Below are 24,134 nucleotides of genomic sequence, written 5' to 3'. Positions count from 1 at the left end.
CGACCTCGCCGGCAACTCCGCCGAGGTCGCCTACCTCACCCGGCGGCGCGGGCAGCTCGCGGGGTAGGCGGGCGCGGGTCCACCTACCCAGCGACGTGCTCGAGCGCCTCGCCGAGGATCTGCGCCGCCTCCGGGAACCGGCGAGGATCCTCGCCGGCGTAGTTGAGGCGTATGTACGGCGCCGGCGGCTCCGCGGGGAACCACTCGCCGCCCGGCGCGACGATGAGCCCTCGTGCCTCTGCTTCGCGCACGAGCAGCGCCGTGTCGGTGCCGTCGGGTAGACGCGCCCACAGGTTGAGCCCGCCGCCGGGGGTGATCTCGATGTGCGCGGACGGCGCGTGGGCGCGGACGCTGTCGAGCAGCAGATCGCGACGAGCACGCAGCTGCTGGCGGACTCCGCGCAGGTGGGTGCGCCAGGCCGGCTGTGTGACGACGTCGAGTGCGGCGGACTGCAACACTCCGCTGACGTACATCGACTCCGCCGCGCGGTCGGTGAGGATGCGATCGCGTGCCGGACCCCGCGCGACCAGGGCCGCCACCCGCACGGCGGGTGAGACGCTCTTGGTCAGCGAGCGAAGGTAGATGACGTGACCCTCGTCATCGTGGGACGCGAGCGGTGCCGGCCCGACATCGATCGCCAGGTCATGCGCCCAGTCGTCTTCGATGAGGAACGCCCCGCGACGCCGCACCACCTCGAGGATCGCCCGGGCGTTGTCGGCGGCCCACCGGGCCCCCGTGGGATTGGCGAAGGTCGGCTGCGCGTAGAACACGCGCGCACCGGTGCGTGCCAGCGCTCGGTCGACCTCGTCGGGGTCGGGACCCTCGGCGCCGGACGTCACCGGGACGAGCACAGCCCCGGTCTGCTCGGCGGCGAGCATCGCTCCCCAGTAGCTCGGCGACTCGATGAGCAGGGGCTGCCCCGGGCCCACCAGCCCGCGGAAGATCGACGACAATCCGCCCTGGCTGCCCGACGTGATCACGACATCGCGTGCCGAGGGCGGAATCACGCCTGCGGGGGTGGAGGCGGCGAGCTCGCCCGCGAACCACTCCTGCAGTTCCGGCATTCCGGCTGCCGGCGAGCGCATGATCGCGGCACGAGAGCGGGCAGCGCGCGCCAGCGCGGTGCGCACGAGCCGTTCCGGAAGCAGATCGGATGCCGGATACCCCGAGTGAAGGCCGATCGCATCCGGAGCGACGGTCCGCTGTGTCGACGACAGCACCGACACCCGCGCCGGTGGCGTGCCCAGGGCCGAAGTCTGCCAGCCGTGGTCTGCCGTGCGGGGGGAGCGGAGTGTGCGGACGAACGTGCCGACGCCTGGACGGCTCTCGATGAGCCCGGCCTGCGCCAGTCGTCGCATCGCCTTCTGCACGGTGACCGGACTCGCCCCGTACTGCGCGACCAGGTTGCGACTCGACGGCAACCGGGATCCCGGCGGGGCGGCCGCGATCCACGCGCGCAACCCGGCGTCGATTCTGGCACTGCTATCCTGCTCCATGACAGTACAGAGTAGCGCTACTCATCAAACCCACCCCGTGCTACCACGCCTCGCCGGCCTGGGATGGGGTCTGGTCGGGGTCATCGCGTTCTCGTTCACGCTTCCGTTCACTCGTGTCGCCGTCGACGGGCTGTCGCCGCTGTTCATCGGGTCGGGTCGCGCCGTGATCGCCGCGGCGCTCGCCGCGCTCGCTCTCACCCTCACGCGGCAGCGCCTGCCCAGCGCGGTGCAGTGGGCCCGACTCGCAATCGTCGCCGCGGGAGTCGTGGTCGGATTCCCGCTTCTCACGTCCTTCGCCCTGACGACGACGCCGGCCAGCCATGCGGCCGTCGTCATCGGGCTGCTTCCCGCGGCGACGGCCGCGATGGCGGTTCTGCGCGCGAAGGAGCGGCCGCGCCGCTCGTTCTGGGTGTTCGCGATCCTGGGCGCGGCAGCAGCCGTCCTCTTCGCCGCACTGCAGAACGGCGGGATCGCTGAGCTCCGCGCGGCGGATCTGCTGCTGTTCCTTGCGGTCATCGCGTGCGCCATCGGATACGCCGAGGGCGGGCTCCTGGCGCGCGAGCTCGGCGCGTGGCAGACGGTGTCGTGGGCGCTCGTGCTTGCCGCGCCGCTCATGATCGGCGCCACGATGGTCGCGATCGCCCAGCAGCCGCCTCGCGCCGATCCGATCGAGTGGGCCGCTTTCGCCTACCTGGGGATCGTGAGCATGTTCCTCGGGTTCTTCGCCTGGTATCGCGGCCTCGCGATGGGACCGATGGCTCAGGTCAGCCAGGTACAACTCGTCCAGCCGGTGCTCGGCATCCTGTGGGCGGCAATTCTGCTGCACGAGCGGATCGGATGGCCCACCGCGATCGGTGGGCTCGCGGTCATCGGCTGCGCGGCCCTCGCGGTGCGCACTCGTTCGAAACCGGATTAGCACTCTCCTCTGGCGAGTGCCAGAGATCTTGGTATCCTGGTCACACGACATTTCCGGCGGACGTGCGCGAGCGGCGGGAGTTTCGCAGGACTTCCCACCTCTCGGGCGACCGTGCACAGCGATGTGCCTCATCCGACGCGACGGCGTGCTTCCGCTGGACGATTTCCAGATTCGGAGGCGAGCATGTCTGACGAGAGCAACATCCGGTTCGAGATGCGCAAGGTCACCGCGATCGAATGGGTGATCCTGGATCATTCAGTGCCGCGCGACCATCCGCAGCACACCGTGGGCTGCGTGTACGAGATCGACGACCTGGAGTACGACGTCGTCTGGCTGCGGGACGTCGGCCTCGCCGAGCACTACATGTCTCCGGCGGAAGTGCTGGACGATCTCATCCGAGTGAGCCAGAGATCCACTCGGTCTCCGTCGCGACGTCCGGTCCCGATCCCGCACCGTCCGCCGCGCGCCGAGCGCGTTCCTGCCTGAGACCGCCCGGTCACGCGCGTCGAAACGCCCCGGGCGAACCTGCCGCAGCATCGGGAACCCGCTACGCGGCACCACGTGCTCGACGCGTGCGGGAGTGAGCCTCGATCTGCTCGAGCGCGGCCACGGCGCGCCCCGTGCCGTCCTCCGAGGCGATGCCCGCCGCGATCTTTGCGGCGGACGTCGCGTATGCCGGGTCGCCGACGAGATCGCGGATCCTCGCAGCGAGGTGGGGCACGTTCGCTCGGCGCAACGGCAGCGGCTGCGGTCCCGCGCCGAGCTCATGCACGCGGCGACCCCAGAACGGCTGATCGCCGAGCACCGGGCAGACGAGGGTGGGCCGACCGGCGCGGAGGCCCGCTGCAGTTGTGCCTGAGCCACCGTGGTGGACGACCGCCGACACCCGTGGGAACAACCAGTCGTGCGGTACGTGATCCACGACCATCACATCCTCGGACGACTCGGCTTCCAGAGCACCCCATCCGGTGGCGACGACAGCGCGCACGCCGGCCTCGCGAGCCGCGTCGAGCACGACGCGACCGCGCTCAGCCGCCTTGGCGCCGAAGCCCATACTCCCGAAACCCACGTAGATCACCGGTCGGTCGCTCGCCACGAAGGCCTCGAGCCCGGCGGCAGGTTGCCACGCCTCCTCGCGCTCGCGGAACCAGTAGCCGGTGACGTGCGCCGTTGCGGGGTAGTCCGGTGGCACGGGCACAACGTGCCGGCTGAACGGGTAGAGCACGGGCACCGGCGCGCCGTCCGGACCGTGCAGGTAGTCGCTCAGGCGGCTCATGCGGGTGAGGCCCAGACGTTCCCGGCGGAATCGATTGATCATGCCGCCGTAGGCGATCGCGGTGAACCGATTGAACTCGTACGTGAAGCGGTTGAGGGCCCCGGGAAGCGGGCGTGAGAGGAACGGCACCGGGAAGGCCGCGGTCGGGGTGAGGAACGGGAGCGGCAGGGACGCGACGAACGGCACGTGCTGGCGCTCTGCGATGTGGAGACCCGCGAGCGCCTTGGGATGCGAGACGATGACGGTCGGCTCGACGCGCTGGGCGACGGCCCATTGCTCGTCGAGCGACAGACGCATCGCGGCCGACATCCGCCGCGCGATGGTCAGCGCTTGGGCCGGCCCCCTGAGTCCTGCCATGCCGGCGCGCATGACAGCATCCATCTCCGTCGCAATGGGGTCGAACGCCACGGCAGGTGAGGCGGCGTCCCGATACGCCTCCGGTGCCGCCAGGACGGCATCGTGCCCCTCGAGTGCCAGCCGATCGGCCAGGGCGGCATAGGGCTCGACATCGCCTCGCGTGCCGAATGTGAAGATGAGTACTTTCATGGATGCCTCCGTCAACGTCGAATCGACGCCGACCAGGCTTCCCGGCACTCCGCTCTGAACCATACAGGTCCTCTGCCCCCGGGCGCAGTAGTCCGAGCGCAGTCGACATGCGCGACACCGGACAATGGGAGAGGTGCCCGCAGAGCGCGAGCCCGCATGCCCGCGCCCCAGGAGTGCCATGACCGCCGTCATCCCGCCGCCCGACGCAGCCGAGCGGTACCGCATCGAGCCCACAGTCCTGCAGGCGCTGCGCAGTCCTCGCCTCCTGACACGCGAGGTCCTCGCCGGTCTCGTCGTCGCCATCGCGCTCATTCCCGAGGCGATCGCGTTCTCGATCATCGCCGGCGTCGACCCCCGGCTCGGGCTGTTCTCGTCGTTCATCATGGCCGTCGCGATCGCATTCCTCGGCGGCCGCCCCGCGATGATCACCGCCGCGACGGGCGCTGTCGCGCTGGTCATCGCGCCGGTGGCCCGCGAGTACGGGATGGACTATTTCATCGCCACCGTGATGCTGGGCGGTCTGATCCAGATCGTGCTGGCCGTGCTGGGCGTGGCGAAGCTCATGCGCTTCATCCCCCGCAGCGTGATGGTGGGGTTCGTCAACGCGCTGGCGATCCTCATCTTCGTCGCGCAGGTGCCGCAGTTGATCTGGGTGCCGTGGGCCGTCTACCCCATGGTCGGGATCGGTCTGCTCATCATGTATCTCATGCCACGGCTCACGCGTGTGGTGCCGGCACCGCTGGTGGCGATCGTGCTGCTGACCGGCGCCGCGGTGGTGTTCGGCATCAGCGTGCCGACGGTGGGGGACCAGGGCGAACTGCCTCAGAGTCTGCCCGAGCTGTTCATCCCGAACGTCCCGCTCACCGGCGAGACCCTGGCGATCATCGCGCCGTATGCCGTTGCCATGGCCGTGGTCGGACTGCTCGAGTCGCTCATGACGGCGAAGCTCGTCGACGACATCACCGACACGCACTCTCGCAAGACCCGCGAGGCGCTCGGCCAGGGCGCGGCGAACGTGCTGTCGGGACTGTTCGGCGGTATGGGCGGGTGCGCCATGATCGGCCAGACCATGATCAACGTGAAGGCCTCGGGTGCCCGCACCCGCATCTCGACGTTCCTCGCGGGCGTGTTCCTGCTGATCCTCGTGCTCGTGCTGGGCGACGTGGTCGCGATCATCCCCATGGCGGCCCTCGTCGCGGTGATGATCGTCGTGTCGGTCGCGACGTTCGACTGGCACAGCATCCGTCCGTCGACTCTGAGACGGATGCCGAAGAGCGAGACGATCGTGATGCTCATCACCGTCGCCATCACGGTGTGGACGCACAACCTCGCGATCGGCGTGGGCGTCGGAGTGATCGCGGCCATGGTGCTGTTCGCCCGGCGCGTGGCGCACTTCGTCACCGTCACCAGGCAGATCGATGAGGCCGAGCCGGTGCCGACCGTGCGCTACACCGTCGACGGCGAGCTCTTCTTCGCCTCGAGCAATGACTTGACGACCCAGTTCGAGTACTCCCACGATCCCGACCGAGTCATCATCGACATGACGCGATCGCACGTGTGGGATGCCTCAACGGTTGCAGCGCTCGACGCGGTGCAGACGAAGTACGAGAGGTTGGGCAAGCACGTCGTGCTCGAGGGCATGAACGATGCCACCACGCGCTTCCACGGCCGTCTGTCGGGCGGTCTAGGCGGCGAGCACTGACGGCAGCCCCGGATCACCAGCCGCTGCGCGTCGGAGTGTGACCCTCACGGGCATCGTCGGGCATCGCCATCTCGGCGCGCATGCCGAGCAGGCGGATCGGCCGGTCCGGTTCGATCTTCGCGACGAGCTCCATCGCCTTGGCGACGACCACATCTCGATCGGATGTCGACGGGATCTTCTTCGTGAACGTCTTCGTGAGGAACGGTGCGTAACGCACCTTGAGCCCGAGGCCCACGACCGGCCGGGCGTCGGCGGCGACCTCGTCGAGCACCTGGTCGAGGAGCGTGCGTGCGGCGTCCTCAATCTGGGACCGTTCGACGATGTCGACCTGAAAGGTCGTCTCCTTGCTGTGACCACGGGGCACCCACGGTGTGTCGTCGACGACGGATGAGCCGTCGCCGCGGCCCAGTTGGCGGTACCACAGGCCCATGTTCGGGCCGAACTCGCCGATGAGCGGGGCCTCGTCGGCTGCCGCGAGCTGTGTCACGGTCGGGATGCCGAGACCCGCCAGCCGCTTGGACACCTTGGAGCCGACACCCCACAGGTCGATCGTCGGGCGTTCGCCCATCACATCGAGCCAGTTCTCGGCGGTCAGGCGGAAGATGCCGCGCGGCTTGCCGAAGCCGGTTGCGACCTTCGCACGCACGAGCGTGTCGCCGATTCCGACGCTGCAGTGCAATCGCGTGCGATCGAGTACCGCCTGCTGCATCCGCCGCGCGTAGCCCTCCGGATCCTCGGTCTCGACGCCGACGAACGCCTCGTCCCACCCGAGCACCTGCACCACCGCTCCCGGCTGCGCACGCAGCGTCGCCATCACCTGCTCGGACGCGGCGTTGTACGCCTCGTGGTCGACGGGCAGGATCACGGCGTCCGGAACCTTCCGCGCGGCGATGCGCAGCGGCATCCCGGATCCCACTCCAAACTCGCGGGCCTCGTACGATGCGGTCGACACGACGGCGCGCTCGGTCGGGTCGCCCCGACCGCCCACGATGACGGGCTTGCCGGCGAGCTCCGGATGACGCAGCACCTCGACCGCCGCGATGAACTGGTCGAGGTCGACGTGCAGCACCCAGTTCCGGCGCGACGTCGATGACATGCGCTCAGTCTGCCCGGCTGGGCGGACAGAGTCACGCGCCCTCGGTGCTGCAGGGCACAGAATCGGAGACTCTGCCCGACACGCCGGGAAGGCGGATCCGGAACCGGCGTGTCGTTCGCAACCTCCGATTCTGTGCACGGATGCCGCGGCGCTGGCCTCGTACAACGGGGCGCGTCTGCCCGTCAACCCCCGTGCACCCGGTGCCGCGGCATCCGTAGCGTGATCCTTCCCTGAGGAAGGAGTCGGGATGGCCGTCGGCGGACTGTTCGCCAGCGAGACGCTGACCGCAGCGATCACGACGCTCGCCGAGCTGGTCGATGTCGTGCGCAGTCACGAACGGGTGTACGTGCGCTACAGCGAGGGGCCTGAGCGGGACCGCGACAGCAGCGTCGACACCGAGAGCGGGCTCACGCTGCCGGGGCTGTCGGTCAACCCTCTTCACCCCGAGGAGTGGTGGACGCGGCCGCTCGAGGACTGGCTGGCACGCCAGGTGTGTCAGTACCGGGAGCTGCAGGAGAAGAACCCCGACCGGTTCGCGTGGGTGCTCACCGGCGTGGAGGTGGGGCGGGGTCCCGACTGCGAGCCGCTGCTGCGCGAGGTGAGCCCGATCGCGCGGCTGGACGACCAGCTGCTCGAAGAAGCCGACCGCCGGTACAAGGCCCGCTTCCGCGCGGGCCGGGGACCGGAAGACTGACAGAGAGGACCACCGAGAATGTCTGACACCCTTCCTCCCGAGGTGCCGCCGGCGCCCGACGGGCAGCCCGGAGTGCAACCGGTGCGCGACAACGACACGTCCATCGAGCCGGATCCGACGCGCGACCCGGCGCAGGCGGACTGGGACCGCACCGAAGCCGTAGACGCGGGCGTGCCTGCGGACGAGTTCGACACCGCGACGGCGACGGGAGACGATCCGGCCCAGCTTCCTGCCGACGACGACGAGGTGCCCGCCGCCGATCTGCCCGGCGAAGGCCGGCAGCCCGAGACACAGGGCATGTCCCCCGAAGAGGCCGAACTGGGGGACGAAGGCCAGGGCGACCTTGCGCCCGAGGATCTCTGACGGGTGGCAGGCGCGGAACGGGTTGCAGCGGCAGAGGTGGGGGAGGTGAGGCCTTGAGGATCCTCATATGGCCGGTCCACGGCGCCTACACGGATGCCTTCGTGCGGGGCGATCACGAGTACCTGATGCCGGTCGAGCCGGGCGTTGACCTTCCGGGCCCGAGCGCGTGGGGCTGGTCGCGAGCACGAGAGGTCGCCGCCGAGAGCCTGCGCGACGAGCACGTCGACGTCGTGGTGCTGCAGAATCCGGAGGAAGCGGCCAAGGTGCAGCTGCTCACCGGGATGGTCCCGGGGCGGGATGTCCCCGCCGTGTACCTCGAGCACAACACACCGGGTCCGGGCACGTGCGTGCATCCGCTTTCCGGCCAGGACGAGGTGCCGATCGTCCACGTGACGCACTTCAACCGGCTGTTCTGGGACAGCGGGCTGGCGCCGACACACGTCGTCGAGCACGGGGTGCCCGATCCCGGCGCCCTCTACACGGGCGAGCTGGAGCGGATCGGCGTGGTCGTCAACGAGCCCGTGCGCCGCTGGCGTGCGACGGGAACCGACCTGCTGCCGGCGTTCGCACGGGAGGCGCCGGTGGACGTGTTCGGGATGGGCGGCGAGCGGCTCCACGCCGCGTTCCCCGGAGAGCATGGGGTCGTCGCGGCCGGAGACCTCCCGCCGTCCCGGCTGCACCCCGAGCTGGCTCGTCGCCGGGTCTACCTGCACCCCTTCCGCTGGACTTCCCTCGGTCTGTCGCTCCTCGAAGCGATGCACCTCGCCATGCCCGTCGTGGCGCTGGCGACGACCGAGGTCGTGCGAGCCGTGCCGCCGGGCGCCGGCGTCATCTCGACAGACGTCGACGATCTGCGCCGCGCCGTACGCGCGTTCCTCGCCGATCCCGAGATGGCTCGAGAGGTAGGGCTCGAGGCGCGCCGGCACGTGCTCGCTCGCTATGGCCTCGGCGCCTTCCTCGCCCGCTGGGACGCCGTGCTCGACGAGGTGATCGCCTCGCATTGGACAGGGCGCACACCGCACATCGGCGCCACGAGCGTCCAAGCACTCCGCACGCCATCGCTCGCCTCCGACGGTCTCTGACGCAGCCTCGGCTACGCAGCGGTCCGCTGCGACGACCGCCATTTCGGTGACCGACGACGGTGGCTACGCCTCGGCGGATGCCGCGGTCACAGGCCGCGGCATCCGTCCCCGTTCACACGAAGCCGAACAGCGGAGGGAACGCCACGACCACGACGGCAGCCCACGCGAGGTACACCGGCACATAGCCGGTCTGCCAGCGTTCGAGCCGGTCGAACGGTGTGCGGTTCGTCACGAACCGCAGCTGCAGCCAGCCGGCGCCCGCGAGATTGGCGACCAGGATGATGTTCAAGCCCAGCGATGCGAGCTTGTTCGGGCTTGCACCGAACTCGGCGATGCGGCCGACCATCGCGACGAGCACCATGATGTCGACGACGAGCGCTGCGGCGATCATCACGAGCTGCATGCGATCGAACCACGACGCCGGGGCCAGCGGCTCACGGGCCGACTGCGAGTAGAGCAGCAGCGCGAGCACGACCACCAGCACGATGTCGAACAGGATCAGCAGGTCGCGCTGACCGAACACCTCCGGCGCGTCGCCGCCGGCGTCGACCAGATTGCCCTGCAGGAACCCGGCGACGATGAACGCCAGCAGCAGGAGCGTGAAGAGCGGTGTGAACAGCCGCGTCAGCACGGGTGCGATGTTCTCGATCACGCTCTGCTTCGCCTCGACGAGCCAGGCCGCGACGATGATCGCTCCTGCGGCGCCACAGGGCAGCAGCCAGTCGGCGACGAAGCGACTCGCGTCGAGGTCGATCGCAGCGAACACCGCGACCGTGAGCCCGATGAGCACGGCGCCACCGAGGGCGATGAGCACGAAGTACACGAACCACTCGCCGGTGAACCGGATGAAGTCCATGCGCGCTCGTCCCGATCGCACCGCACCGTTGACGTAGGCGATGCCCGTGACGAGCCACAGCAGCACGACGGCGTGGAGCGCCGCCAGGAACAGCGTCGCCCCGTCGGGAGCGAACGGATACACCGCCATGACCACGGCGGTGAGCGCGAACGGCACCCCGACGATGACGGTCGTCCGCACCGAGGCGTGCCGTCTCACCAGGAAGTACGCCGCGAGGAACGGCAGCACCAGCACCGCCGCGAAGCGCGCGTAGAAGGCGCCGTCCGAGGCCCAGTCGATGCCGAAGAGCGCGGGAGCCTTGATGGCCAGACCGGCCCCGACGGCGAGACCGAGCGCCAGCCACAGCGAGCGCCCGCGGGGCTGGGCCGGCGCGTCCGCGAACATGAGCTGCTTCCACAGCCGCTCTGAATGTTCGCGGGCGAACTCGCGTGAGAGATCGTCGAGTGCGCCGAGCCGCTTGACGCCGACGAGGAACGCCTCGTCGGGAGCGAGACCGGATGCCTCGAGCCGGCCGATCTGACCGCGCAGGTGGTCTTCGAGCTCGTCGACGTCGCGGCCGTCGATCGCGTCGCGCCGTGACACGTACTCGCGCCACGTCGTGATCTGCTCCTCGACGAGCGGGTCCAGGTCGCCGGTCATGTCAGGCACCTCCGAGCGCGGGGGCGCCGGCGAAAGCGCTGCCGCCATCGCGGTCACTCCAGACGCGCTGCAGCGCCGTGCTCACGACCCGCCACTGCCGACGCTGCTCCGCGAACGCCGCGGTGCCCGAGGCGCTCAGCCGGTAGTGCTTTCGCGGGCGGCCGGTGGGGGAGGCGCCCCACGTGGCCTCGACGTGGCCGAGTCGCTCGAGGCGGTGAAGCAGGGGGTACAGCATCCCATCGCTCCACTCCAGCTCGCCGTCAGACAGCTCGCTCACGCGTTGCAGGATGGCGTAGCCGTACGACTCGCCCTCGGCGAGGATGCCGAGCACCATCGGGGTCGCGGCGGCGGCGACCAGGTCTTTGCCGATCTTCATGCGAACGCTCCTATACCTAGATCTGTCAGGTACGTAGAGGTACAAGGTATCACGGCGCCCCCGCCGAAGCTTCTCGTGGGACGCCGGAGGCTGACGGCTGCGTCGCGGGGAGCACAGAATCGGAGACTCTGACCGACACGCCGGGTGACCGCCCCCGGAGCCGGCGTGTCGACCGAACACTCCGATTTTGTGCACGCCTCGCGAACGCCGGCGGTCAGCGCGGGCGGGTCGGGGGCGGACGACGAGCTCGGGCTGGAAGACCGTCTGCCGCGCGATGCTGTCGGGAGGCCTTCATCGTGCAGGAATGTTCCGGGCTCAGCGGGGCGCGGCCGTGGAGTGGCGGATGATCAGGTGCGTCGCCAGCGGCGTGTCCTCGGTGATGCCATCAGGCTCCTCGAGGGCGACGAGCACCTTCTGCATGATGAGCTGCCCGAGGGCGGCGAACTCCTGCCGGACGGTCGTCAGCGGCGGGTAGAGGTATCCGGCTTCCGGGACGTCGTCGAACCCCACGACGCTGACGTCGTCCGGGACGCCGAGCCCGCGCTCGCGGAGTGCCGACAGCAAACCGATGGCCATCGCATCGTTCGCAGCGAACACCGCCGAACCCGCGGCGAGGTCCAGGGCGCGCCCCACCTGGAATCCGCTTGCGGCAGACCAGTCGCCGGCGACGGCGGGGGGCACCTCGAGCCGCTGGGCGATGAGTTCGTCTCGCCAGCCTCGCGTGCGCTCGAGAGCGTCTGGCGCTCGGGAGGGGCCGGCGAGGTGGTGGATGCGGGTGTGCCCGAGCTCTACGAGGTGGCGCACGGCTGCGCGGGCGCCGCGGTACTGATCGATCGACACGATCAACGGGCTTCGGCGGGCCGTCGCGGCGACTGCGACCAGAGGCACCCCGAGATCGAGAGCCTGCACGGCCTCGAGCACCTCGACATCGACCACGATGAGCACGATCGCGTCCACACGCTGACGGAGCAGACCCTCGACCGCATCCCGCACGTGGCCAGGGTCGGCGTCGAGGGCGGTGACGGTCTCGACGTTGTACCGCTCTCCGCGCGCGGCGATGGTGAAGTGCATGGCGATCGACGTCGGGCCGTAGTCGGCGACGCCCGGAGAGAGCAGTCCGATGGTGCGTGTCCGGCGCGTCACGAGAGCCCGGGCTGCGGGAGAAGGTCTGTAGCGCAGTTGTGCGATCGCCTGCTCCACACGGGCACGCGTGGCGGGCCGTACATTCGGAAGGTCGTTGAGCACCCGCGACACCGTCTGGTGTGAAACCCCCGCGAGGCGGGCGACATCGAAGATGTTCGCCGTGCGTGCCGGCTTGTCGTCGGTCACGCGCTCTCCTCGCTGCCGGTCTCGTCCGCCTGGGCGACCATCGCCAGCAGGGAGTCCACGGTCAGACTCTCCGAAGGCACAGTATCGACCACGCGCCCTGACCGAAGGATCGCCACGCGTGAGGCGACGCGCAGCACCTCCTCGAGTTCGGCCGAGATGAAGACGACCGACAAGCCATTGTCCGCCAGCTCGCCGACGAGGTTCTGGATCTCGACTTTGGCGCCCACGTCGATACCGCGCGTCGGCTCGTCGAGCACAAGCACGCGCGGCGACAGCGCGAGCAGACGTGCCAGGAGCACCTTCTGCTGGTTGCCGCCTGAGAGGGTGCCCGCCGCGCGATCGGGGTCGGCGGGGCGGATGTCGAGAGCCTCGATCCAGCTGCGCGCGAGCTCCCTCCGGCGCTGCGCGCGCATGCGCCGGAGCACCCCGCGCTCGGCTTGGAGGGCCAGCGTGATGTTGTCCTGCACGCTGAGGTCGCCGATGATGCCCTCGGTGCGCCTGTTCTCGGACGAGTAGACGACCCCGAGCCTGATCGCACGCCGGGGAGTCCCCAGGTCTGTCGCGTCGCCGCCGATGCGGATGATGCCCGCGTCGAGCCTGTCCACGCCGGTCAAGGCGCGTGCGAGCTCCGACCTTCCCGATCCGAGCAGGCCGGCCAGTCCCACGACGTCGCCCTCGCGCAGATCGAGATCGGCGTCGGCGATACCGGGCGCTGAGGTGACACCGCGCGCCTCGAGGAGTGCTCCCGCCCCCTCGTCCGGAGAGTCGGCGGCGAGCCGCACGCCCAGTTCGGCGACCCGGCGTCCGAGCATCTTTTCAACGAGATCGATGCGCAGGAGCTCGCCTGGCAGGTACTCACCGATGAGACGCCCGTTGCGCAGTACGGTGATGCGGTCGGCGATCTCGTACACCTGGTCGAGGAAGTGCGAGATGAAGACGATGGCGACCCCGCGCTCTTTGAGGTCGCGGATGACGCGGAAAAGCTCCGCGACCTCGTCGACGTCGAGGCTGGAGGTGGGTTCGTCGAGGACGAGCACCTTCGCGTCGACCGAGATCGCGCGCGCGATCGCCACGAGCTGCTGGATCGCCAGCGAGTGGCTGCGGAGCCGGGACGAGGGGTCGATCGACACGCCCAGACCGTCGAGCACCTCCGTGGCGCGCCGCCGCATCGCGGCACCGTCGATGAGTCCGAACCTGCGCGGCTCGCGGCCGAGACAGATGTTCTCGGCCACCGACATGTTCGGCAGCAGGTCTATCTCCTGGTACACCGCACTGATGCCCGCGGCCAGCGCGTCGGCGGTGCCGGCGAAGCGGACGGCACGCCCGGCCAGGATGATCGTTCCCTCGTCAGGGTGCAGTGCGCCGGTGAGGGCCTTGATGAGCGTCGACTTCCCGGCTCCGTTCTCGCCCATCAGCGAGTGGACCTCGCCCCCGAAAACCCGGAAGTCGACGGCGTCGAGCGCCGTCTCAGCGCCGTACCGCACTGTCGCCCCGGCGATCTCCAGGAGCGGACGCCGCTCGTCCATTCCGCCATTATGGCGTGACGCACGAGCGGCTCCGCTCACGGTCGTGACCTCATCGTCGGCGCTCGGAGCGGGCGACGATCACCCGCTGGATCACGATGAAGATCAGCAGCAGTGCTCCGATGACGATGCGGGTCCACGACGGGTCCGCCCCTTCGAACGCGATGATCGTCTTGATGACCCCGTACACGAGGACGCCGATGAGCGAGCCGATGACATAGCCGCTGCCCCCGGTGAGGATCGTGCCGCCGATGACGACCGCGGCGATCGCGTCGAGCTCTGTGCCGACACCGTTGAGCGGGTAGCCGGCTCCTGAGAACGCCGTGAGCACGAGTCCGGCCACTCCGCTGCACGCGCCGCTGATGACGTACACGAGCACTTTCGTGCGCGTCACGGGCAAGCCCATGAGTCGCGCGGACTGCTCGTTCCCGCCGATCGCGTACACGGTGCGCCCGAAACGAGTCCACTGCAGCACGAAGGTCGCGATCGCGACGGTCAGCAGCGCGAGGATGCCGGTGGGCGTGAGATACCAGTCGCCGACGGTGAACCGTGTGCGCTGCAGCCAGAGCACCACCGGATCCTCGACCTTGATCGACGACAGGCTCACCACGAACGCCAGGCCGCGCGCAAGGAACAAGCCCGCGAGCGAGGCGATGAACGGCTGCACTCCGAAGTACTGGACGAGTATTCCGATCAGCAGTCCGATCGCCGCACCACCGGCGATCATGACGGGGATCGCGACGATCGCCGGCAATCCCTCCGACAGCAGCTTCGCGCAGAGGATGCCGGTGAACGCCATGACCGACCCGACGGAAAGGTCGATTCCGCCGGTGAGGATCACGAATGTCATGCCCACGGCGAGCACGACGAGGTAGGCGTTGTTCAGCAGCAGTGCCGACAGGTTGCGCGGGGCGATGAAGTTGCCGAACGCGATCTGCGCGCCGATCAGCAGGACCAGCAGGATCACTACGGCAGCCAGGGTGGGCATGAGGCCGGCGTGCCGGCTCATGAAGGTGCGATATCGCGACGCCAGGCCCTGGGCGGCGCCGGTGCTCTCGTGCAGGATCGTCATCGTGACACCGCCTCTGTCTGGGTGTGCGCCGGTGCTGGGGGACCGGCATCCGTTCTGTCCGAATCGTCGCGTCGCCGCGTCGTCAGCCCGCGCATGAAGCGATGCAGCTGAGGCGACTGCACGAGCACCACGACGACGACGACGGCGGCGAAGAACACCGGCGCCTGCGCCGACGGGACGCCGAGGAAGAGGATGGTGGATTCGAGGGTCTGAATGGTGAAGACGCCCACCACCGTTCCGGCGATGGTGAACTTCCCGCCCATCAGGGAGGTGCCTCCCAGCACGACGGCGAGGATCGCGTACAGCTCGATGTAGAGGCCTGAGGCGTTGGCGTCGGCTGCCATGATGTTGGAGCTGTAGAGGATGCCGGCCAGCCCCGCCAGCACGCCGCTGGCGACGTAGGCGCCGAAGACGATGCCCTTCGCCCTCACGCCGGCGAGCCGGCTGGCCTCGGGGTTGATGCCGACGGCCTCGGTGAGGACGCCCAGCGCCGTGCGCCGCTCGACGAGAGCGATGACGGCGATGGCCGCGGCCGCGATGAACAGTGCGAAGGGCAGGGCGAGCACGTAGCCGGTGGCGATGAACTTGTACGGGGCGCTGGTCACGGTCGTGATGAAGCCGTCGGTGATCAGAAGCGCGACGCCCCGCCCGGCGAGCATGAGCACGAGCGTCGCGATGATGGGCTGGATGCCGACGACCGACACGAGCAGACCGTTCCAGGCGCCGAGCACCAGGGCGACAAGCAGCGCCGTGACCAGGGCGATCGCGACGGTGCCCAAGCCGCCCGGATCGGAGGACGAATCGATGATCGTCAGCGCCACCGCGCCCGAGACGGCCATGATCGCCCCGACCGACAGGTCGATGCCGCGTGTGGCGATGACGATCGTCATGCCGAGGGCCACCAGCATGAGCGGCGCGCTGTTGCGCAGGATGTCGATGAGCGGGCCGTACAGCTGACCATTACGGAGTGTGATCCCGATGAACTGCGGCCGGGCGATCGTGTTCACGACGATCAGCGCGATCAGTGCCGCAATCGGCCAGAACAGCCGATGTCTGACGAGCTTCTTCACGCTGCCCTCCCTTCGCCGTCGTTGGCGATGTTGTCGATGAGTCGGTCGAGGTCGGCTTCGCGGGAGTCCAGTTCGCCGACGCGCCGGCGGTCGCGCATGACGATGACGCGCTGAGCCAATCGAAGCACCTCTTCGAGTTCGGAGGAGATGAAGACGACGGCAAGTCCCTGCGCCGACAGTTCCGCGACTTTGCGCTGGATGTCTGCCTTGGCGCCGACGTCGATGCCGCGCGTCGGCTCGTCGAGGATGATCAGCTCCGGCGCCGTGGCCAGCCAGCGCGCCAGCAGCACCTTCTGCTGATTGCCGCCCGAGAGGTTGCGGACGAGCGCGTTCGGGTCGGCCGGACGGATGCCGAGTGCCGTCATGTATTCGCGCACGACCTCGTCCTGCTCGCTACGACTCACCTTGCGAAGCCAGCCGCGCTTCGCCTGGATGCCGAGCACCATGTTCTCGGCGACCGTGAGGTCGGCGATGATGCCTTCGGCGCGGCGGTCCTCGGACGAGAACGCGATGCGTCTGTCGATGGCATGGCGCGGGGTCGAGATGCGCGAAGTGCGTCCGTCGATCTCGATGGTGCCGGTCTCGGCGCGGTCCGCACCGTAGAGCAGGCGGACGAGCTCGGTGCGCCCAGATCCGAGGAGCCCCGCGAGCCCGACGACCTCGCCGGGATACACGTCGATGTCGGACGGGGCGAGCGCGCCGCGGCGGCCGATCCCTTGCGCCCGGAGGACGGGTGTGACCGTTCGGTCGATTTCTCGCTCGGACGACTCCGAGATCGCCTCAAGGTCGGCGAGCTCGCGCCCCAGCATGAGGCTGACCAGCGCCTCGCGCGGCAGCTCGGCAGCGAGACGCTCGCCGACGAGCCTGCCGTTGCGAAGCACCGTGATGCGGTCGGAGATCTCGTACACCTGGTCGAGGAAGTGGCTCACGAACAGGATGGCGACCCCCCGGTTGCGCAGGCCGCGGACAACGGCGAACAACTGCTCCACCTCGCCTCGGTCCAGGCTCGAGGTGGGCTCGTCGAGCACCAGCACCTTCGCGTCGAGCACCATCGCGCGAGCGATCGCGACGAGCTGCTGGATGGCGAGGGAGTGGCTGGCCAGAATCGAACGGGTATCGACGTGGAGGCCAAGGCTCGCCAGTTGCTCCGCGGCGCGGCGATGCGCGGCCGCCCAGTCGATGGATGCGCCGCGCCGCGGCTCGTGTCCGAGCATGACGTTCTCGCCGACGGAGAGGTTCGCACAGAGGTTGACCTCTTGGTAGACCGTCGAGATACCTGCGTGCTGCGCATCAGCGGCGGTCGTGAACGCGTGCGAGGCCCCGTCGACCGTGATGGTTCCGGCATCCACCGCGTAGACACCTGTGAGTGCCTTGATGAGGGTGGACTTGCCCGCTCCGTTCTCGCCCATCAGCGAGTGCACCTCACCCGGGCGGAGGGTGAAGTCCACGTCATCGAGAGCGCGGACTCCGGGGAATCGGACGGTGATGCCCCGCATAGCGACGACGGGTGGTGGCTCGAGGGTCAGCGCTGAGGCGGACATGCGGCTGCTTTCGTGTGTCGAGGTGGCGGACTGCGGGCGGCGGCCGTGGAGCCGTCGCCTCGGGCGCGTCTGCCGTGATCCGGGAGATCACGGCAGACGCGCCGCTCGGCTCAGTAGGCGCGCGAGTCGATGACTTCGGCGGCCTGCTCCTGAGTGAACGTCTGGTCTTCCACGAAGTGCGTCTTCTCGACGTCCTCGCCGGCGAGGACGTCGCGCACGAGGCCGGCCGCGAGGTCACCGAGCAGCGGGTTGCACTCGACGATGTAGTTGATCTTGCCGTCGATGAGTGCCTGCATGCCGTCCTTGACCGCGTCGATCGAGACGATCTGGATGTCCTGGCCGGGAACGCCGCCGGCAGCCTCGATGGCCTCGATCGCGCCCAGCGCCATGTCGTCGTTGTGCGCGTACAGCAGGTCGATGCCATCGATGCCGTACTTCTGGATGAAGCCCTCCATCACGGTCTTGCCGCCGTCGCGCGTGAAGTCGCCGGTCTGGGAATCGATGGTCTCGATTCCGGTGCCTTCGACCGCTTGCGCGAACCCTTCGGCGCGGTCGTTGGCCGGAGCCGAGCCCGTAGTGCCCTCGAGCACGACCATCTTGGTGGGCGTGTCGCCGAACGTCTCGGCCGCCCATTCGCCGGCCATGACGCCTTCCTTGGTGAAGTCCAGGCCGACCCACGCCTCGTAGAGGTCGTCCGACGCTGTGACGGTGCGGTCTTCGAGGATCACCGGAATACCTGCATCCGCCGCCTCCTGCAGTACGTCGTCCCAGCCGTCTTCCACGATGGGGGCGATCACGATCGCGTCGACGCCACGGCTGATGAAGTCGCGGACCGCCGAGATCTGCGCCGCCGGATCGTTGTCGGCGGCATTGAAGATCAGCTCGAAGCCCTCGTCCTCGCTGAACGCCGTCTTCATCGACTCCGTGTTGGCGCTGCGCCAGCCGGATTCAGATCCGGTCTGCGCGAAGCCGACGGTGATGGTTTCGTCGCCGCCACCACCGCCATCGCCGCTGTCACCACCAGCGCCGCTGGAGCATGCGGTGGCCACCAGGGTCATCGCTCCCAGAAGCGCGATGCCTGCGAAAACCTTGCTCTTCATTTCCCAAACCTCCTCGTCGGGTTCCGGCATCGACGCCGGCACTCAGTGCAGTGCACCGTCAGGCGGTGCGCTCCGAATGTTAGCCTTCACATTGCAGGTCGCCGCAAGATGTGAGCGGTAACATTCCGATAACATGCGACAAATCCGTGACCGAGCGCGACGCTGACGCGCCGAGGGGCTCAGTGCGAAGTGAGCGATCACATTGCCAACCGCACGCAGCGCGTCGGCGCAGAGCGTCAGCGCGGTACGCGAGCCGCGACGGCGTTGGCCACGCCCGCAGCGAGCACGACGAATGCCGCGATGAGCGGTGCCCCCAGCGCCGTGGCGGCGCCGGCCGAGTCCGCCACGAGTCCGGTGATCGCGGATGCCCCGGACTGGCCGACCACGACGGCCGAGCCGAGCATCGTCATGACCGTCGCCGAGCGGCCCTGTGGGCTGTGACCCGCCGCGAGACTGTACTGCGTCACCAGAGTCGGACCGATACCGATGCCGATGACGAGCAGACACAGGGTCATGCCGCCCACGGTGCCGACGAACGGCAGCGCTACCGATCCGGCGACGAGGACCCCCGCGAACGTCAGCCACCGGGCCGACAGCGTGAAGCGCGCCGGGAAGAGGGCGACGCCGAGCGCGAGGGCCGCCGAGCCCACCCCCATGGCCCCGTAGACGAGCCCGGCCTGCTCGGGCACACCCCGCTCGGCCATGAAGGCGGTGAGCGACGTGAGCATCGCGCCGAAGAACAGGCCCATACCGAGGGCGCCGGCCACCGGCGCGAGCACGCGCAGCCGGAAGAGCTCGCGCGCCGGGGCCTGGTCCGGGCGTTCGCCGCGGGAGGTGACCGCGGTCGCCGCCGTGGGGTGCAGCGCGAACGCGCTGACGAACACCAGCGCGAGCACCGCTGCCCCGATGACCGGTGCGACGGGGCTCAGCGTCGTGGCCAGCAGGCCGACGATCACCGGACCGAACACGAACACGATCTCGTCCGCCGCCGATTCGTACGCCATCGCGCCGTTCACGACCGACGTGCGGCGGTCCTTCGGATAGGAGCGGCCGATGATCCCGACCAGACGACTGCGCGAGAGGGGTGCCACCTGAGGCATAGAGGCGCCGATGAAGAACGCGACCACCAGGAGCGCGGCATCCGCCACCGGTGCGAAAGCCAGCCACGCCATGACGGCGAGCAGCAGGCTGTTCACCGTGCCGGCGACCAGCAGCACGCGACGCTGCCCGAACCGATCGGCGGCGGCGCCGAGGAGCGGGCCGATGAGCGCCGTGCCGAGCCCGGTCATGGCGCTCGTCAGGCCGCCGAGGGCCAGTGAACCGCGCGCCGACACGACGAGGGTCAGGATTCCGACCACCATCATCGCGAACGGCAGACGTGCGACCAGCGCGATCGGGAAGTACGCGTAACCGGCCTCGCGAATGAGACTCGGACGCTGTGTCGCCGAGGGTGCGGCGAGTGTGGTGGTGTGCATCTTCTGGGGCTTTCTGCCGCCGACGGCGGGATACTCGTGCCGCCTTGTCCGGGCGAGAACGCGCGCAGACAGGTAGATGCACATCGAGGATGGGCACCCGCAGTCTACCGGTGGAGCCTGGGCGAAGCCCGGACGCAGTCAGCCTCGTCGTGATGCCGCCGTCAGGCCACGGGGATCCACACTCGCATCGTCGACGGACCACGCTCGGCCCACTCGTGATATGCCACCAACGGCACCGATGCGCGGTCTGCAGGCGCGGGTCGACCCGCCGCGTCACGGTAGGGCCACGCCGCGTCGCCCTCGGGAGGGCGGACCACATCGATCCACACTCGACCGTCGCGCTCGACGGGCTCCGCGCCGGCCGCGAGTGCCACCACCCCGACATCTTCGACGCCCGAAGGTGAGAGGTCGACCGACTCGAGCGCCAGCACCTCGGGCCCGCGCTCGACCGCAAGGCAACCGCGGACCGCGTCGATGCGCGCGTCCGGCGCGGTCAGCCGCGGCGCCATGGGCAGATCCAGTTCGACGACGTCACCCGAGCGGAAGGCCCGGCGCACCTCGATCATCCCGGTCTCCACCTCACGTTCCTCGGTGCCGTCGGCGGTCTCGACGCGGAGGCGCGCCCCCGTCGCCCACGCCGGCACGCGCAGCGACAGCGTCCACGGCGCGTGGGCACCGGCATCCGTTCGATGGATGACCCGGATCGCGCCGCGTGCCGGGTAGTCGGTCTCGACATCGAAGGCGATGATCCGGCCGTCGGCGAGCGTCGTGCGGATCTCGGCAGGGGTGTACTGGTGCAGCTGGATGCCGTCGGCATCGGCCGTCGCGACGTACGCGTCGAGGCTGGCCAGTGTGCGGGCGACGTTCGGCGGGCAGCACGAGACCTCGAACCAGGGCGCTCGCATCGACGACGACGCGCGGGGAGACACCGCGTCGGGGTCGGCGGGGATCCCGGGGACGCGCTGGTGCAGGGTGTTCGCGTAGAAGAACGAGCACCCGTCAGGGGCGGGCGAGGTCGCGATCACGTTGTAGAGGGTGCGCTCGATGAGGTCGCCGTAGCGGGCGTCGTCGGCGGCGTCGGTCAGGAGCAGGCGCCATGAGAACATGATCGAGCCCACGCCGGCGCAGGTCTCGGAGTAGGCCCGGTCGGCGGGCAGCTCCCAGTCCTCGCCGAATGCCTCGTCCTGGTGGTGCGAGCCCTGGCCGCCGGTGATGTACGTGCGCCGTGCCACGGTGCGGTCCCACTGGCTCCGCAGCGACGCCAGCAGCGCATCGTCGTCGGTGTCGACGGCGACGTCGGCGGCTCCTGCGGCCAGGTAGTTCGCGCGGACCGCGTGCCCGCGGAGCACCTCGGCGTCGCGCACCGGCACGTCGTCCTGGAAGTAGCTGCGACCCCACTCGATATCGCCGAGGGTTCCGCGGCCGTGGCGTTCGATGAACACCCGGGCCTGCTCGAGATAACGGGGTTCGCCTGTGACGCGGGAGAGCTCGGCGAGGCCCACTTCGACCTCGGCGTGACCGCAGATGCCGTCTCTGCCGTCGGGTCCGAACTCGCGGCACACGAGGTCCGCGGCCCGCCGTGCGATCGAGAGCAGTCCGTCGTCGGCGTCCGGGCGGGTCCGGGCCCGGGCGACGGCAGCCTGGAAGAGGTGGCCGAGGCAGTACAGCTCGTGGCCCCATTGCAGGGCCGACCATCGCGCGCCCTGACCAGATCGGCCGAACATCGTATTGAGGTAGCCGTCGGGCTCTTGCGCCGCTGCGACGCGCGACACCACCGCGCGGAAGCGCTGGTCGAGCGCGGGGTCGCCGGTGCGGCCGATCTCCCACGCGAGGGCCTCGAGGTACTTGTAGACCTCGGAGTCGGCGAACTCGCGCCCGTGCCGGCCGTCGGGCAGGGTGCCCGCGGCAGCGAGGTCGAAGTTGCCGAGCCACCCCTCCGACTCCAGCTTCGCCTCGATGTGCGCGAGGGTCCGGCGTCCGTTGACGCCCTGCCGCCTGCCCCAGAAGCCCCCGGTGATGCGCACTTCGTCCTGTCCGAGCGGCCGGCGCGCGCCGCGAAGGGGAGCGACGGGAGCCTGGGGCTGCGTCGTGGTGGTCTGCATGGTCATCCCTTGAACGCTCCCGACATGAATCCGCGGACATAGTGGCGCTGCAGCACCAGGAACAGGACGACGCACGGGAGCGCGAGCACGACGACTCCCGCCTCCGTCGCGCCGTAGTCGATGACGCCCTGCACCTGCACCCGGAGGTTCGACACGGCCAACGGCAGCGTCATCCGGTTCGTATCGGTGATGAGGATGAGCGGCGCCATGAAGTCGTTCCATGCCGCGAGGAATGCGAACATGCCGACGGTGATGAGTCCCGGCTTGACCGCGGGGATGAGAACGCGCCGCAGCGCTCCGAAAGTCGTGGCGCCGTCGACCATGGCGGCCTCGTCGAGTTCGCGCGGGACCGATTCGAACGAGATGCGCATCATGAACATCGAGAACGGCAGCTGGAACATCGTCAATACGATCGCGACACCCACAAGCGAGTTGCTGAGCCCCACTGCGCTGAGGATCACGTAGAGCGGAATCAGCAGCGTCGCGTACGGCACCATGAGGATCGCGAGGACGGTGAGGAACAGCAGGTTCTTACCGGGGAACGAGAACCGCGCGAACGCATAGCCGCCGAACGTCGAGACGACCAGGGTGAGCAGTACTGTCACCACGGCCACGAAGGTCGAGTTGCCCAGGTACACCCAGATGCCGGCCTGGTAGTCCGCCAGCGCCGCGTAGTTGCCCAGTCCCCAGCCCTCGGGCTGGCTGGTGCCGGCGCGCGGCGCCACCGAAGACACCGCGGTCCAGATGAGCGGGTAGAGGAAGATGATCGCGAGCGCGGTCGTGAGGACCGCATACGGGATGCCGAATACCAGGCGCGCGGCGGATCCCCGGCCACGTCGCCGCGGCGCGCGCGTCCGGATGAGCCGCGTTGCCGAGGGAAGGGTCTGTGCAGTCATGTCGTGCTCCTTCAGTCCTCGTCGGCGCGGCGGAAGGCGCGCAGCTGGAATATGTTGATGACGATGAGGGCGAGCAGCACGATGACCGACAGCGCGGCCGCGATGCCGAGGTTGTTCTGTCCCTGGAACGCGACGTTGTAGATCAGCTGCACGATCGTCATGGTGCTGTTGTCGGGGCCGCCCTTGGTGAGGATGTAGAACTGCTCGAACGCGAGCAGTGACCCTGTGACGCAGAGCACGATCGTCAGTGCGAACGTCGGGCGAAGCAGCGGCACCGTGATGCTGCGGAACGTCTGCCAGGTCGATGCGCCGTCGATGCGCGCGGCCTCATACACGTCATCGGGGATCGCCTGGAGTCCGACCAGCATGAGCAGCATGTAGAAGCCGGCGTACCGCCACACGATGAGGAACACCGTTGACCACAGCGCACCCTCCGGCGTGCCCAGGAACGTGAAGCCCCACGCCTGCATGAGGTCGGCGAAGGGGCCGGCGTAAGGAGAGTAGAGGACGTAGAAGAGGAGGGATGCCGAGGCCAGGCCGAGTGCGCTCGGCACCAGGAACGACGTGCGCAGCAGCGACTTCCAGCGCGTGGACTCCTGCACCAGCAGTGCGAGTCCGAGGCCCAGGCCGATCAGCAGGACCGTCGTGATGACGGTGTACTTCAGCGTGAACCAGATCGAGTCCCAGAACAGCCGGTGCTCCACCGCGTCGACGTAGTTCTGGGGCAGGTTCCAGCCACGGTTGCCCGCCAGCAGCGGCCAGTCGGACGCCGACATCTGCAGTACCAACATCAGCGGCACGAGGAAGACGAACACCACGAACAGCACGGTGGGCGAGGCGTACAGCCAGCCGCGCAGGGCGTCGCGTCGCGCGCGGGGCGTGCGGCGTCTGGCTGCGGGCGCCGGCGGCGGGCTCGCCGCGCGCGTCGACGGGGTCAGGGTGTCGGTGGACATGTCGTTCTCCGGGGGAGTGGAGTGGTGGCCC

21 protein-coding genes are annotated in these 24,134 nt (G+C 69.2%); 6 read left to right on the top strand and 15 right to left on the bottom strand.

Features of this window, described 5'->3' with window-relative positions:
* Nucleotides 1-83 precede the first annotated feature (83 nt).
* On the bottom strand, nt 84-1,496 hold the full coding sequence (locus ACLKM7_RS04645) for a PLP-dependent aminotransferase family protein (RefSeq protein WP_436445993.1): 1,413 nt from the start codon (nt 1,494-1,496) through the stop codon (nt 84-86).
* Between ACLKM7_RS04645 and ACLKM7_RS04640 the strand changes: the two genes are divergently transcribed.
* Complete coding sequence (locus ACLKM7_RS04640; RefSeq protein ID WP_436445992.1) at nt 1,495-2,412, top strand: DMT family transporter; 918 nt, start codon at nt 1,495-1,497, stop codon at nt 2,410-2,412. The two genes, ACLKM7_RS04645 and ACLKM7_RS04640, sit on opposite strands and share 2 nt — an antisense overlap.
* A 183-nt stretch (nt 2,413-2,595) precedes the next feature.
* Nucleotides 2,596-2,898, top strand: a complete 303-nt coding sequence (locus ACLKM7_RS04635; protein WP_436445991.1) for a hypothetical protein — start codon at nt 2,596-2,598, stop codon at nt 2,896-2,898.
* Between the two features lie 61 nt (nt 2,899-2,959).
* On the opposite strand, the gene ACLKM7_RS04630 is transcribed toward ACLKM7_RS04635, so the two are convergent.
* The gene (locus tag ACLKM7_RS04630) at nt 2,960-4,234 is read right to left on the bottom strand and encodes a glycosyltransferase (RefSeq protein ID WP_436445990.1); all 1,275 of its coding nucleotides are present in this window, start codon (nt 4,232-4,234) and stop codon (nt 2,960-2,962) included.
* Between the two features lie 178 nt (nt 4,235-4,412).
* Between ACLKM7_RS04630 and ACLKM7_RS04625 the strand changes: the two genes are divergently transcribed.
* Nucleotides 4,413-5,936: a SulP family inorganic anion transporter gene (locus tag ACLKM7_RS04625; RefSeq protein WP_436445989.1), complete on the top strand. Its 1,524-nt coding sequence runs from the start codon at nt 4,413-4,415 to the stop codon at nt 5,934-5,936.
* A 13-nt stretch (nt 5,937-5,949) separates the two neighbouring features.
* Here the strand turns inward: ACLKM7_RS04625 and ACLKM7_RS04620 are convergent, their stop codons facing one another.
* Nucleotides 5,950-7,032 carry a DNA polymerase IV gene (locus ACLKM7_RS04620; protein ID WP_436445988.1) on the bottom strand — a complete coding sequence of 361 codons (1,083 nt, stop codon included), beginning with the start codon at nt 7,030-7,032 and terminating at the stop codon, nt 5,950-5,952.
* 247 nt (nt 7,033-7,279) lie between these two features.
* Between ACLKM7_RS04620 and ACLKM7_RS04615 the strand changes: the two genes are divergently transcribed.
* Genes ACLKM7_RS04615 through ACLKM7_RS04605 form a run of 3 tightly spaced genes read left to right on the top strand, consistent with a single transcriptional unit; the run spans nt 7,280 to nt 9,171 of the window.
* Nucleotides 7,280-7,726, top strand: a complete 447-nt coding sequence (locus tag ACLKM7_RS04615; RefSeq protein ID WP_436445987.1) for a DUF6098 family protein — start codon at nt 7,280-7,282, stop codon at nt 7,724-7,726.
* An 18-nt stretch (nt 7,727-7,744) separates the two neighbouring features.
* On the top strand, nt 7,745-8,089 hold the full coding sequence (locus ACLKM7_RS04610) for a sugar ABC transporter ATPase (RefSeq protein ID WP_436445986.1): 345 nt from the start codon (nt 7,745-7,747) through the stop codon (nt 8,087-8,089).
* Nucleotides 8,090-8,142: 53 nt separating this feature from the next.
* A complete protein-coding gene (locus tag ACLKM7_RS04605; protein ID WP_436445985.1) occupies nt 8,143-9,171 on the top strand; it encodes a glycosyltransferase in 1,029 nt (342 codons plus the stop codon).
* 112 nt (nt 9,172-9,283) lie between these two features.
* Here the strand turns inward: ACLKM7_RS04605 and ACLKM7_RS04600 are convergent, their stop codons facing one another.
* The 12 genes from ACLKM7_RS04600 to ACLKM7_RS04545 form a co-directional block, all read right to left on the bottom strand.
* Nucleotides 9,284-10,666 carry a hypothetical protein gene (locus ACLKM7_RS04600; RefSeq protein ID WP_436445984.1) on the bottom strand — a complete coding sequence of 461 codons (1,383 nt, stop codon included), beginning with the start codon at nt 10,664-10,666 and terminating at the stop codon, nt 9,284-9,286.
* A 1-nt stretch (nt 10,667) separates the two neighbouring features.
* Nucleotides 10,668-11,042, bottom strand: coding sequence for a PadR family transcriptional regulator (locus ACLKM7_RS04595; RefSeq protein WP_436445983.1), 375 nt, complete (start codon nt 11,040-11,042; stop codon nt 10,668-10,670).
* Between the two features lie 315 nt (nt 11,043-11,357).
* Nucleotides 11,358-12,371 (bottom strand): LacI family DNA-binding transcriptional regulator, encoded by a 1,014-nt coding sequence (locus tag ACLKM7_RS04590; protein ID WP_436445982.1) that lies wholly within the window; start codon nt 12,369-12,371, stop codon nt 11,358-11,360.
* Entirely contained in the window at nt 12,368-13,897 is a 1,530-nt protein-coding gene (locus ACLKM7_RS04585) for a sugar ABC transporter ATP-binding protein (RefSeq protein ID WP_436445981.1), read from the bottom strand. The genes ACLKM7_RS04590 and ACLKM7_RS04585 overlap by 4 nt, the downstream gene beginning before the upstream one ends.
* Nucleotides 13,898-13,946: 49 nt before the next feature.
* On the bottom strand, nt 13,947-14,966 hold the full coding sequence (locus tag ACLKM7_RS04580) for an ABC transporter permease subunit (RefSeq protein WP_436445980.1): 1,020 nt from the start codon (nt 14,964-14,966) through the stop codon (nt 13,947-13,949).
* Nucleotides 14,963-16,036, bottom strand: coding sequence for an ABC transporter permease (locus ACLKM7_RS04575; RefSeq protein WP_436445979.1), 1,074 nt, complete (start codon nt 16,034-16,036; stop codon nt 14,963-14,965). Before ACLKM7_RS04575 ends, ACLKM7_RS04580 begins: the two co-directional genes overlap by 4 nt.
* Entirely contained in the window at nt 16,033-17,577 is a 1,545-nt protein-coding gene (locus ACLKM7_RS04570) for a sugar ABC transporter ATP-binding protein (RefSeq protein WP_436445978.1), read from the bottom strand. Before ACLKM7_RS04570 ends, ACLKM7_RS04575 begins: the two co-directional genes overlap by 4 nt.
* Nucleotides 17,578-17,687: 110 nt before the next feature.
* A complete protein-coding gene (locus ACLKM7_RS04565) occupies nt 17,688-18,677 on the bottom strand; it encodes an ABC transporter substrate-binding protein (RefSeq protein WP_436445977.1) in 990 nt (329 codons plus the stop codon).
* Between the two features lie 236 nt (nt 18,678-18,913).
* A complete protein-coding gene (locus tag ACLKM7_RS04560) occupies nt 18,914-20,152 on the bottom strand; it encodes an MFS transporter (protein WP_436445976.1) in 1,239 nt (412 codons plus the stop codon).
* A 161-nt stretch (nt 20,153-20,313) separates the two neighbouring features.
* Nucleotides 20,314-22,260 (bottom strand): glycoside hydrolase family 127 protein, encoded by a 1,947-nt coding sequence (locus tag ACLKM7_RS04555; protein ID WP_436445975.1) that lies wholly within the window; start codon nt 22,258-22,260, stop codon nt 20,314-20,316.
* Nucleotides 22,257-23,150: a carbohydrate ABC transporter permease gene (locus ACLKM7_RS04550; RefSeq protein WP_436445974.1), complete on the bottom strand. Its 894-nt coding sequence runs from the start codon at nt 23,148-23,150 to the stop codon at nt 22,257-22,259. Before ACLKM7_RS04550 ends, ACLKM7_RS04555 begins: the two co-directional genes overlap by 4 nt.
* A gap of 11 nt (nt 23,151-23,161) precedes the next feature.
* Nucleotides 23,162-24,103: a carbohydrate ABC transporter permease gene (locus ACLKM7_RS04545; protein WP_436445994.1), complete on the bottom strand. Its 942-nt coding sequence runs from the start codon at nt 24,101-24,103 to the stop codon at nt 23,162-23,164.
* Nucleotides 24,104-24,134 lie beyond the last annotated feature (31 nt).

Origin of the sequence: Microbacterium sp. I2, from assembly GCF_051364985.1 — a bacterium.
Classification (GTDB): domain Bacteria; phylum Actinomycetota; class Actinomycetes; order Actinomycetales; family Microbacteriaceae; genus Microbacterium.
The sequence above is the reverse complement of the archived record's forward strand: the minus strand, read 5'-3'. Positions and strand labels throughout refer to the sequence as shown.

Bases quoted from the DNA above. Each gene is read 5' to 3' on its own strand.
- ACLKM7_RS04610 (WP_436445986.1), top strand. From the start codon at position 7,745: ATGTCTGACACCCTTCCTCCCGAGGTGCCGCCGGCGCCCGACGGGCAG.
- ACLKM7_RS04645 (WP_436445993.1), bottom strand. From the start codon at position 1,496: ATGGAGCAGGATAGCAGTGCCAGAATCGACGCCGGGTTGCGCGCGTGG.
- ACLKM7_RS04615 (WP_436445987.1), top strand. From the start codon at position 7,280: ATGGCCGTCGGCGGACTGTTCGCCAGCGAGACGCTGACCGCAGCGATC.
- ACLKM7_RS04555 (WP_436445975.1), bottom strand. From the start codon at position 22,260: ATGACCATGCAGACCACCACGACGCAGCCCCAGGCTCCCGTCGCTCCC.
- ACLKM7_RS04585 (WP_436445981.1), bottom strand. From the start codon at position 13,897: ATGGACGAGCGGCGTCCGCTCCTGGAGATCGCCGGGGCGACAGTGCGG.
- ACLKM7_RS04620 (WP_436445988.1), bottom strand. From the start codon at position 7,032: ATGTCATCGACGTCGCGCCGGAACTGGGTGCTGCACGTCGACCTCGAC.
- ACLKM7_RS04565 (WP_436445977.1), bottom strand. From the start codon at position 18,677: ATGAAGAGCAAGGTTTTCGCAGGCATCGCGCTTCTGGGAGCGATGACC.
- ACLKM7_RS04550 (WP_436445974.1), bottom strand. From the start codon at position 23,150: ATGACTGCACAGACCCTTCCCTCGGCAACGCGGCTCATCCGGACGCGC.
- ACLKM7_RS04560 (WP_436445976.1), bottom strand. From the start codon at position 20,152: ATGCACACCACCACACTCGCCGCACCCTCGGCGACACAGCGTCCGAGT.
- ACLKM7_RS04595 (WP_436445983.1), bottom strand. From the start codon at position 11,042: ATGAAGATCGGCAAAGACCTGGTCGCCGCCGCCGCGACCCCGATGGTG.
- ACLKM7_RS04600 (WP_436445984.1), bottom strand. From the start codon at position 10,666: ATGACCGGCGACCTGGACCCGCTCGTCGAGGAGCAGATCACGACGTGG.
- ACLKM7_RS04630 (WP_436445990.1), bottom strand. From the start codon at position 4,234: ATGAAAGTACTCATCTTCACATTCGGCACGCGAGGCGATGTCGAGCCC.
- ACLKM7_RS04625 (WP_436445989.1), top strand. From the start codon at position 4,413: ATGACCGCCGTCATCCCGCCGCCCGACGCAGCCGAGCGGTACCGCATC.
- ACLKM7_RS04635 (WP_436445991.1), top strand. From the start codon at position 2,596: ATGTCTGACGAGAGCAACATCCGGTTCGAGATGCGCAAGGTCACCGCG.
- ACLKM7_RS04580 (WP_436445980.1), bottom strand. From the start codon at position 14,966: ATGACGATCCTGCACGAGAGCACCGGCGCCGCCCAGGGCCTGGCGTCG.
- ACLKM7_RS04545 (WP_436445994.1), bottom strand. From the start codon at position 24,103: ATGTCCACCGACACCCTGACCCCGTCGACGCGCGCGGCGAGCCCGCCG.
- ACLKM7_RS04640 (WP_436445992.1), top strand. From the start codon at position 1,495: ATGACAGTACAGAGTAGCGCTACTCATCAAACCCACCCCGTGCTACCA.
- ACLKM7_RS04570 (WP_436445978.1), bottom strand. From the start codon at position 17,577: ATGTCCGCCTCAGCGCTGACCCTCGAGCCACCACCCGTCGTCGCTATG.